This window comes from Mesorhizobium sp. (genome assembly GCF_017306585.1).
Taxonomy (GTDB): Bacteria; Pseudomonadota; Alphaproteobacteria; order Rhizobiales; family Rhizobiaceae; genus Mesorhizobium.
In genome coordinates this window covers 1-10,005 of record NZ_JAFKIC010000020.1, presented here as the reverse complement: position 1 = coordinate 10,005, position 10,005 = coordinate 1, and the positions used below count along the sequence as shown (strand labels likewise).

The 10,005-nt window shown below is 64.0% G+C and carries 8 protein-coding genes and 2 pseudogenes; 2 read left to right on the top strand and 8 right to left on the bottom strand.

All coding sequences use genetic code 11. From position 1 onward, the window contains the following. Positions 1-135: 135 nt before the first annotated feature. A pseudogene (locus tag J0I79_RS00590) lies at positions 136-300 on the top strand (JAB domain-containing protein); the annotation flags it as partial. 45 nt (positions 301-345) lie between these two features. On the opposite strand, the gene J0I79_RS00585 reads toward J0I79_RS00590, so the two are convergent. From J0I79_RS00585 to J0I79_RS00555, 7 genes are all read right to left on the bottom strand, one after another. Beyond that, positions 346-1,224, bottom strand: coding sequence for an SMP-30/gluconolactonase/LRE family protein (locus tag J0I79_RS00585; RefSeq protein ID WP_292854331.1), 879 nt, complete (start codon positions 1,222-1,224; stop codon positions 346-348). Between the two features lie 44 nt (positions 1,225-1,268). Next, positions 1,269-2,231: a 3-keto-5-aminohexanoate cleavage protein gene (locus tag J0I79_RS00580; RefSeq protein WP_292854329.1), complete on the bottom strand. Its 963-nt coding sequence runs from the start codon at positions 2,229-2,231 to the stop codon at positions 1,269-1,271. Beyond that, a complete protein-coding gene (locus tag J0I79_RS00575; RefSeq protein WP_292854328.1) occupies positions 2,228-3,175 on the bottom strand; it encodes a 3-hydroxyacyl-CoA dehydrogenase in 948 nt (315 codons plus the stop codon). The genes J0I79_RS00580 and J0I79_RS00575 overlap by 4 nt, the downstream gene beginning before the upstream one ends. A gap of 12 nt (positions 3,176-3,187) precedes the next feature. Continuing rightward, on the bottom strand, positions 3,188-3,994 hold the full coding sequence (locus J0I79_RS00570) for an SDR family oxidoreductase (RefSeq protein WP_292854325.1): 807 nt from the start codon (positions 3,992-3,994) through the stop codon (positions 3,188-3,190). A 12-nt stretch (positions 3,995-4,006) separates the two neighbouring features. Beyond that, entirely contained in the window at positions 4,007-6,085 is a 2,079-nt protein-coding gene (locus J0I79_RS00565; RefSeq protein WP_292854323.1) for an ABC transporter permease, read from the bottom strand. Then, complete coding sequence (locus tag J0I79_RS00560; RefSeq protein WP_292854320.1) at positions 6,082-7,614, bottom strand: sugar ABC transporter ATP-binding protein; 1,533 nt, start codon at positions 7,612-7,614, stop codon at positions 6,082-6,084. The genes J0I79_RS00565 and J0I79_RS00560 overlap by 4 nt, the downstream gene beginning before the upstream one ends. 104 nt (positions 7,615-7,718) lie before the next feature. Continuing rightward, complete coding sequence (locus J0I79_RS00555; protein ID WP_292854317.1) at positions 7,719-8,846, bottom strand: sugar ABC transporter substrate-binding protein; 1,128 nt, start codon at positions 8,844-8,846, stop codon at positions 7,719-7,721. A gap of 219 nt (positions 8,847-9,065) precedes the next feature. Here J0I79_RS00555 and J0I79_RS00550 point away from each other — a divergent pair, with 219 nt between their 5' ends. Beyond that, complete coding sequence (locus J0I79_RS00550) at positions 9,066-9,746, top strand: GntR family transcriptional regulator (RefSeq protein ID WP_292854314.1); 681 nt, start codon at positions 9,066-9,068, stop codon at positions 9,744-9,746. Positions 9,747-9,757: 11 nt separating this feature from the next. On the opposite strand, the pseudogene J0I79_RS00545 reads toward J0I79_RS00550, so the two are convergent. Further along, a pseudogene (locus tag J0I79_RS00545) lies at positions 9,758-10,005 on the bottom strand (hypothetical protein); the annotation flags it as partial.

Below are 10,005 nucleotides of genomic sequence, written 5' to 3'. Positions count from 1 at the left end.
CTCATTGAGACAGAGGCTGAACGAAAGTGAATGTCACGCAACTTCACGATCTACCGACCCCAAACTCATACCCCCGCCCCCTCGGGCATTACCAGAAACCATCATTAATTCAATAGGTTACCGCATGCGACGCGGTTGATGCACAACCATCCCTCGGGCGACCCGACACCATCGCGCGCCGATATCGAAATGACCAAGGAAATCATCGAGGCCGCCAAACGATTGGGCATTGGCGTCCACGATCACATCATCATCGGGCGCAAGGGATACGCCAGTATGAAGGGCCTGTTGCTGATCTGAGCGAGATTTCGCCTTACCCGTGATCCAGATCGGTGCGGCTGGCCGTCAAGCGCCAAACCTGGGCTCGGGAACACCGGTCACGCCGAGCCCGGTGATGGAGAACAGGCTGCCGCGCAAGACACCGTCGCCGGGAAAGCGCGGCAGCGGCGGCTTTGCCATCGAGGTGACGTAGAGCGTGTCGAGTTTCGGCCCGCCGAACATGACGCTGGTGATCTTCTTCACCGGCATATCGATGATACGGTCGACGGTGCCGTCGGGCGCATAGCGCACCAGCCGTCCGTCATAGACCAGCGCGTTCCACAGATAGCCCTCGGCATCGACGGTCGAGCCGTCGGCCGCCCCGCCCTTGCTCGCGTCGACACGCACGAAAGTGCGCCGGTTGGTGGCGGCTCCGGTGGCGATGTCATAGTCGTAGGCCCAGATTTCCCCAGTCCAAGTATCGGAGAAATAGAAGATACGGTCGTCGGGGCTCCAGCACGGCCCGTTGGAGCAGATGATGCCGGAATCGATCCTGGTGACGGAAAAATCCGGATCGAGCCGGTAGAGCCCGCCTGACGGCCCCTCCTCCATCGTATCCATCGAGCCGGCGAAGAAGCGGCCGCGCCGGTCGACCTTGCCGTCATTGAGCCGGTTCATCGGCCTGTCCGGTTCCGGATCATGAATCAGCGTCACATCGCCCGAGGCAAAGTCGAGCAAATGGAAGCCGCGCTGCAGCGAAACCACCGCACCGCTGCCGTCCTTGCGCAACGCCATGGAACCGATCTTCATCGGCACGTCCCAGGAGCGGATCTCGCGTCCGTCGGCGGTAGCGCGGAACACGCGCCCGTCGAAACTGTCGATCCAGTAGAGACGCTCCTGTTCGACATCCCATAGCGGCCCCTCGCCCAGCGTCGTCTTCACATCCACCACGACTTCGATCTTCATGCCATCCTCCTGTGTCCTTGATGCCTTACGCGACTGGTCCAACCTCAGAAGGCGACCTTGTCGCCACCCTTCAGCGACAGAATCTCACGCGCCTCGTCCGGCGTCGCCACCTCCATGCCAAGCCCCTCGATGATCTTGCGCGCCAGTACGACCTGTTCGGCGTTCGACTTGGCGAGCTTGCCCCGCCCGGCCCACAGGCTGTCTTCCAGTCCGACCCGGATGTTTCCGCCAAGGGCGGCCGATTGCGCGGCGATGCGCAACTGGCTGGCGCCGGCGCCCAGCACCGACCAGCGGAACTGGTCACCGAACAACCGGTCGGCAGTGCGCTTCATATGAGCGACGTCTTCGGGATGGGTGCCGATGCCGCCGAGCAGGCCGAACACCGACTGCACGAAGAAAGGCGGTTTCACCAGGCCGTGATCGGCGAAATGGGCGAGGTTGTAGAGATGGGCGATGTCGTAGCACTCGAACTCAAAGCGCGTGCCGTTGTCGTAGCAAGTCGCCAGAATGTATTCGATGTCCTTGAACGAGTTGCGGAAAACCAGATCGCGTGTCGCTTCCAGATGCGGCTTTTCCCAGTCGAACTTGAAGGTCTCGTATTTGTCGGCGAGATGGTAGAGCCCGAAATTGATCGAGCCCATGTTGAGTGAGGCCACTTCCGGCTTGAACTGAGCAGCCGGGCGGACGCGCTCCTCGACCTTCATGTAGGGGCTGCCGCCGGTGGTGATGTTGATGGCCGCGTTGGTGCCCTGCTTGACGCGCGGCAGGAAGCGGGCAAAGGCCTCCGGCGTCTGGTCGGGCTTGCCGGTCTCGGGATCGCGCGCGTGCAGATGCAGGATCGCCGCGCCGGCTTCCGCCGCTGCGATCGCCTCCGAGGCGATCTGGTCCGGCGTTATCGGCAGGTAGGGCGACATGGTCGGCGTGTGGATCGCGCCGGTCACCGCGCAGGTGATGATGACCTTGCCCTTCGTTTGCGAAGAGCCGGTCTTGCGGCTGGTTTCTGTCATTTTCCGAACTCCTGATCCGATTTCTTCTTGTGTGCCGCCAGCGCCATCAGCCGACGATCCCGCCAGACCTGCCGATCGCCGAGGTCTTTCCTTGGCAAGCGCTTGCTGCGCTCGGCCTCGACGGTTTCCATGACATCGCCCGCCCAGTCGACGCGCCGCAGCATCTGCGGAAAGATATTGGAATAGATACCCTGGTAGCGCTCGACATAGTCGCGCACACCACCGGGCGCGTTGAGGTCGATTGTCTCGAACGGTCCCATGAAGGACCAGCGCAACGCCAGCCCGTCACGGATGCCGATGTCGACGTCCTCAACGCTGGCGTAGCCGTCCGCGACGAGCCGGAACGCTTCCTCGAGCAGAGCTCCTTGCAGCCGGTTCATGATGAAGCCGTCAAGCTCGCGCTTCATCACCAGCGGCGCATGGCCGGCATCGATAAGGAAGGCGCGTGTCCTTTCCAGTGTGTCGTCGGATGTCCACGGCGCCGGCACCACCTCGGCCGCCGGAATGAGATAGGGCGGGTTGATCGGATGCACGACGAGGCAGCGGTGCCGCCCCTGGAGATGGTCGGTGAATTTCGACGGCAACAGCGCCGAGGTGGAACTGGCAATGATCGTCTCGGCGCCCGCAAGGCTGTCGATCAGTGAGAACACCTTGCGCTTGACGTCGAGGTTTTCAGGCGTGTTTTCCTGGACATGGACAGCACCAGCCAATGCCTCTTCCAGCTCAGCGGCGATGGCGATGCGGCCAAGCACCGTGTCGATCGACTGCCCGCGCAACAACTCGTTCGCGGCAAGATCGCCGAGCACGCCGGCTATGTAATCCCGCGCGCCGCCCGTCGCCTCGGGCGACTGGTCCCACATGCGCACATCATGGCCGGCGCGGGCGAAGCTGATCGCCCAGGCGCGCCCGATGAAGCCGCTGCCAACTATCGCAACCCGCGCCATGGATCCGTCCCCTCAGAGTGTTTCGACATTGCCGTCGACGCCGAGCGACTGGCCGGAGATGTTGATGCCGGCATCGGACAGCAGGAACGCGACCATCGAGGCGACATCATAGGGGCTGGTCATGCGGCGCAGCGAGATGCTCTGGAGGTAGCGTCCGGTCATCTCCTCGTGGCTGATGCCGATCTGCTTGGCCCGCGCGGAAATGACGCCTTCGATGCGCGGCCCCTCGATGATGCCCGGCAGGATGGCGTTGACCCTGATGCCGTGCGGCCCAAGCTCCTTGGCCAGGCTCTGCGTGAAACCGATGACGCCGAACTTGGCCGCCGAATAGGGCGTGCGATAGGCGTAGCCGTGGCGGCCTGCGGCCGACGACATCGACACGATCGAGCCGCCGCCCGCGGCCTTGAGCAGCGGCACCGCGCGCCGCGCGCACAGGAACTGGCCGGTCAGGCAGATATCGAGGCAACGACGCCAGTCGGCGGGATCGATCTCGTCCACGCCACCGGTCGGTCCGGCAATACCGGCATTGTTGACCAGCGCATCGAGGCCGCCGAGCTTTTGCGCCGTTATTTCGAACAGCCGGTCGACATCGTCGTCGCGCGAGACATCGGCCTTGATCGCGGCGACCAGCTCGATCTTGCCGGGAGCGGCTGCCAACGCTTCGTCGGAGACGTCACAGACGACAATGCGTGCACCCAGCCGCGACAGCGTATCGGCAATGGCGAAGCCTATGCCGCCGGCGCCAGCCGTCACCAGCACGCGCTGCCCTTTCAGCCCTGCCAGAAATTCGTCCGCCGTTTCAGGCGCCTTTGCGCTCATCGTCCCGTCCTTTCATTGCGGCTGCCGTTCGCGCAGCGCCATGACGGCGCCCAGAACGACCAACCCGTAGAGAATTGCCCTGGTTGCATAGGGCAGCGTGGTGCCGGCCAGCAGCATTTGCAGCGCCGTCAACAGCAGCACGCCGCCAAGCATGCCGAGGTAATGGCCGCGCCCGCCGGTGATCAGCGCCCCGCCGACCACTACGACCGCGATCGACGGAAGGAGATAATCGTCGCCCATGCCGAGGCTCGCCTGGCCCGAAAAGCCGGTCAGCATGATGCCGACGACAGCAGCGCAGACGGCCGACAGCATATAGACCAGGATCAGCGTGCGCTCGACGCCGATGCCGGATAGGCGCGCCGCGCGCAGCCCGTTGCCGATGCCGTAGACGCGGCGCCCGAATGGCGTGCGCCCGAGCAAAAGGACGGCGATGATCACGAAGATCACCATCAACAGCACGACAGGCGTCACGAAGCCGAGCTTGGCGGTCATGAACCAGCGCAGCATCGGCGATGAGAAACCGGCCGGCGTTCCCTGCGAATAGAGCAGCGCAAAGCCCTGCAGAATGCCGTTGGTGGCAAGCGTCATGACGATCGGCGAAATGCCGAGATAGACGATGCCGAAGCCGTTGGCGAAGCCGATCGCGCAAGCCATAAGCAACACGACCGGCAACGCGTAGAGGAGCGCCGCGTCGGAGCCATTGACCATGCCGGCCAGGATGATGCCGGAAATGCCGATCGTCCACGGCACGGAAAGGTCGAGGCCGCCGGTGAGAATTACCGTTCCCTGTCCCAGGGCCAGCACGGCGAGGAAGGACGACAGCACCAGCAGGGAATTCCAGTACCCCGGATTGAAGATGGCGCGGCCCAGCCAGACCTGTGTGACGATGACGATGACGAGCAGGCAGACATAGGCCGGCAGCGCATAGCGCAGCGCTTCGGCGTTGCGCAGATGGAAGGCAGGGCGCGGCGCGGCCAAATTCCGCTGGCCATGCGCAGGGCTGCTGATCTTGAGCCGCCGTTCGACGCGCTCGAGTTGCGACGGCAGGATGCCGGCCCGCCAGGCGGCAAGCCGGGCTCGTGCGGCGCGGAGCTGCACGGCAAGCACGGATGCGTGCGAGATCGATCCAGCAAGGGCGGCCAGCACGAGGATGGTGCCTTCGGCGATGGTCGAATAATAGGCCGATACGTTGAGCACCAGCAGGATGTTCACCACCATCATCAGGATGTAAGCGCCGAAGACGGTGCCCACCGGACCGCCCTGCCCGCCGCCAAGACGCGTGCCGCCGACGACAACAGCCGCGAACATCGACAGAAGCAACGGATTGCCGACCAGCGGATCGCCGCTGCCGGTCTGCGCGCTGATGAACACACCGGCAAGGCCATAGCAGCCGCCGGCGATCACATAGACGGCAAAGCGCACCAGCACGACATTGACGCCGACGGCGGCCGCAGAGTCCGCGTCGCTGCCGACCGCATAAAGCGCGGTGCCGAAACGGGTTCCCTTCAGCCAGAACCAGGCGAGCAGGACGACGCCGATCACCACCAGCGGCATGGGCAGCCAGCCGGTGATCGCATCGCCCAGATAGAAGGTGCCGAGATCGGGCGAGACGAAGCCGCCGGGCTTGTCCATGACCAGCAGCGTCACGCCCTGCAGAATGAACATGGTCGACAGCGTCACAACGATCGGCTGCATGCGCAGCACCGCGATGAAGAAGCCGTTGAAGGCCCCCACCGCCATGCCGACGCCAATGCCGGCCGCAGTCCACAAAAAGACGCTGGCGCCCGACGCCATCGGGTCCATGCTCGAGGCCAGCACGACATTGACCAGCGATATGACGGCGCCGGCGGAGAGATCGAAGCCGCCCGACAGGATCACGATCGTCTGACCTATCGCGGCGAGCGCCGAGGTGGCGCCGCCGCTGGACAGGAACGACACGTCGAAATAGGTCAGCGGCCCGGCGCTGATCGCATCGACGATGAAAAGCAGGATCGCGAGCACGGCCGCCGCGATCAATGCGCCGCGATTGCGTGTCAGCGCGCGACGCAGTCCGGACCCGGCGGACACATGGGAAAGCGCTGCGCTGCTCATGCGGCGGCTTCCCCCGCATGTCCAAGCGCCGGCCGCATGATGGCAGGCTCGGTGATGGCGTCGCCTTCCAGCTCGGCCGCGATGCGCCCGTCATAGAGAACCAGCACCCGGTCACACTGGTGGACCAGTTCAGGAATCTCGGTCGAATGCAGCAGGATCGAACCGCCGGCGGCGACATAGTTGCGCATCATCACATAGAGCTCGTGCTTGGTGCCGACATCGATGCCGCGCGTCGGATCGAACAGAAGCAGGATGCGGCTTTGCGCCACCAGCCATTTGGCAATGGCGATCTTCTGCTGGTTGCCACCCGAAAAGGCTCCCGCCCGCGTCCAGAGCGCGCGGCGGTCGACTTCCACGGTGGCGAACGCCTCCTCGACGGAGCGGGTCTCGGCCGCCGCGTCGACAAGGCCGAACCGCGCAAAGCGGGACACGACGGGCAGCGTGGCGTTCTGGCTGCCGGGCAATTTCAGGAACAGGCCCTCGGATTTACGGTCCTCCGGCACAAGGCCGATGGCCATGTTGGGCCGCAAGGCATCCGCCGGAGAGCCGAGCCAGACTTTGCGGCCGTCGACCAGAACGTTGCCGCGGGTGATTTCGGCCATGCCGAAGCAGGCCAGGAAAAGATCCTGCTGGCCCATGCCCTGCAGCCCGGCAACACCGAGGATTTCACCTCGGCGCAGATCGAAACTGGCGCCGTCGAGCTTGCGCCCGACCTTGAGGTCGCGCACGCCCAGGACCGGCGGGCCGAACGCCTGCGCGCCATCGGGCTTGGGCGGGAAAGTCTGCTCGATGCTGCGGCCGATGATCTTTTCGATGACGTCGGCGTCAGAGACATCGGCAACAGGCGCGGTGACGATGTGGCGACCGTTCCTCAGGATCGTCAGCGTGTCGCAGAAAGCGCGGACCTCGCGCATGCGATGGGTGATGAAGACGATGGTGGTGCCCGCCGCCTTCAGCCTGGCGATGATGTCGCCCAGCCAGTCGACATCGCGGCCGGCGAGCGTCGAGGTCGGCTCATCGAGCAGCAGGATGCGCGGCTTGCGATAGACGGCGCGCGCGATTTCGATCTTCTGGCGTACCGACAGTTCGAGTTCGCCGACTTCGGCATCGAGATCGACGGAAAAGCCGAGCTCGTCGATATGGCGGCGCACCGCCTTGCGCGCGGACGTGCGCCGGATCAGGCCGGAGACGCCGACGGGAGCATAGGGCAGAAGCATGTTGTCGAGGACGGAGAGGTCGCGCACCAGCGTCATCTCCTGAAAAGCCGTCTGGACGCCAAGCGCATGGGCTGCGCGCGGCGAACCATAGCCGATCTCCTTGCCGAAGACGCGGACATGGCCGGCCGTCGGCCGCACCAGTCCCGACAAGAGCTTCACCAAAGTCGACTTGCCGGCCCCGTTCTCGCCCAGCAGCGCATGAACACTGCCGGGCGCAATGCGGAAAGACACGCCATCCAGCGCCACCGTCGGGCCGAAGGCCTTGCCGATGCCGTCGATGTCAATGGCGGAAAGCTCGGAATGTTCTGTCATGTCCTCGATCGCCGGGCTGCGCGGTTTCTGGCGCCGCGCATTAACGCGGATCGACGATGCACGGACAAGATGCCCGCACATCGCCACCTCTGGCCTTGGAAGGCTCAGTTTTCCGGCTGTCCCACGAGCGCGGCGTTGAGGCCGATCTCCGGCGTCTGGTCCGAGAAGATCGAGGCAAACCAACCGGGGTTGGAAACCAGCGACGGCTTGAAGGCGTTGCAGCCCGCCTTCATCTCGGCCCAGGTGCCTTCGTTGCACAGCTTGATCGTCTCATTGGTGACGACAGGGAGCGGCAGGATCGTCTTCTTCGGCACATCCTTGCCCTCGATCGCCTCGACGGCGAGCTTCAGGGCGAGCGCGCCGGAATATGGCGGCGAGGCATAGGAGATGCGCGGCGCGCCGAGCGGCGCGTAGGGCGACGCCGCGCCCTCTACCTCAGTACCCTCCGGCAGCATCTGGATGCGCCCGCCATTGGAGCCTTCACCGGCGCAAGGCAGGAGTTCGCTGGCCTTCTTGCCGGCTTCGAGTTGCATCGAGTTCGCGGTGAAGCAGCCGACCTGCATCCACAACCCATTGATATCGTTCCAGTTGCGCGTGGCGAGGATCTTGGAAAGCTCCGTGCGGGCGACCGCCTGGCTCCACATGCCGACAGCCTCGCCGACGATCTTGATGTCGGGATATTTGGCGAAGACCTCCTTGGCGGCCTTGGTGCGCAGGTCGTCCACCGAAGTACCGGGGACGCCGGTCACTGCGATGATGTTGCCCTTACCGTTGAGCTTCTTGACCAGCCACTCGGCCGTTACCCGGCCCGCTTCTTCCTGGTCGATATGCACGTTGTAGGCGCAGGGTTCGGTGATCTCCGCGTCATAGGCGAAGACCTTGACGCCCTTCTCGCAGGCGTTCTTGACCACCTGGTTGAGCGCGGTCGGCGAGACCGGGAAGATCACGATGGCCTCCGCTCCCGCCTGCACCATCGCGTTGATCTGCTGGATCTGGCGCTGCGCGTTCGGGCCGGCGACCTGGACCTGCAGGTCGACCTTGTCGGCCATGCTTTTGTGCGAGGCCATCGCCTTGACCATGTTGGCGGCCTCGGCCTGCCAGTCATTGCCGATGAAGCTCATGCTCAGAAAGATTTTGTGCTTTTCGGCTGCTTCGGCCGCCGACATGCCAAAAGCGCAGACAGCCATGCCTGCCAGCAGCGCAAGCCGCCGGACTTTCAATCCGATACCCATAGGAAACTCCTCCCGATCCCAGACCGAATGCCTCCCAAGGGCACGAGATGTGGCCCCTGTCATTCGATGCAGGCGACCGTATCAGCATTTGATCAAAGATCAATGATGAAATATCCTAATGCCGAAACGAATGGCGTCGAAGCTTGACGCAACAACAGGAACCCTGCATTCCGGAAGCGGGTTGTGGCGCGACCTTTGCGCGGAAAGGTTGATGGGGAGATGGCTGGAGCGGCGTTCAGGAAGCCGGGGGTCGAGATCGCGCCCCTGTCAAAGGAGACCTTGCAGGACAGGGTCTACCGCCATGTAACCGAACTTATTCTCGACGGCAGCATCGTGCCGGGCGAGATGGTGACGGTGCAGAGCCTCGCCGACGCCTTCGGCGTGAGTCCCATGCCGGTCAGGGAGGCGTTGCGGCGGCTGACCGCCGCCAATGCGTTGATGGTCGTTTCAGGCCGATCGATCGGAATTCCGGCACTCAGCCGCGCCCGCCTCGTCGATCTCAGGAATGTCCGTTTCGAGATCGAGGCGATCGCCGCCGCATGGGCGGCCGAGCGCATCGACGACCAGGGCATTGCCGAGCTCGGCCGGCACCTGGACGCGCTCGAACAGGCCAATGCGGCCGGAGACGTCAAATCCTATCTGCGTGCCAACTACGCGTTTCATTTTTCCATCTACCGGGCGGCCGGCTCCGAGAACATCCTCAGCATCATCGAGAATCTGTGGCTGCAGATCAGCCCCTATTTCAACATGCTGCATGATTCCGGGAACTATTCGACCGCCAACGAGCACCACAAGGAGATGCTCGCTGCGCTGCGCGACCGCGACGTGGAAGCCGTGCGGACGGCCGTTCGCGCCGATATCGACGCCGCTTTCGATGTCCTGGTCGGACTGCTGAAGTAACGAGGAACCGGTCAAGGCGGATCGGTCTTGCAGTTGCCTGCAATCTGGCCCACCGCCTCACTGAAGCCGGCAAGATCGAAATCCGCCTGACCGCGCCCCGACAGCAAGCCGAAGCGCCAGGACAAAAGCAGCCGGTTCGCCTGAACAAGGCGCCTGATCCCATCGGCGCCGTCACGGATCAGCATCCTGCCGCGCGAGCCGACCGACCAGCTCTCGTCGAACTTGCTGTCGTTGTCGATCGTCACCGACATGGTGATTT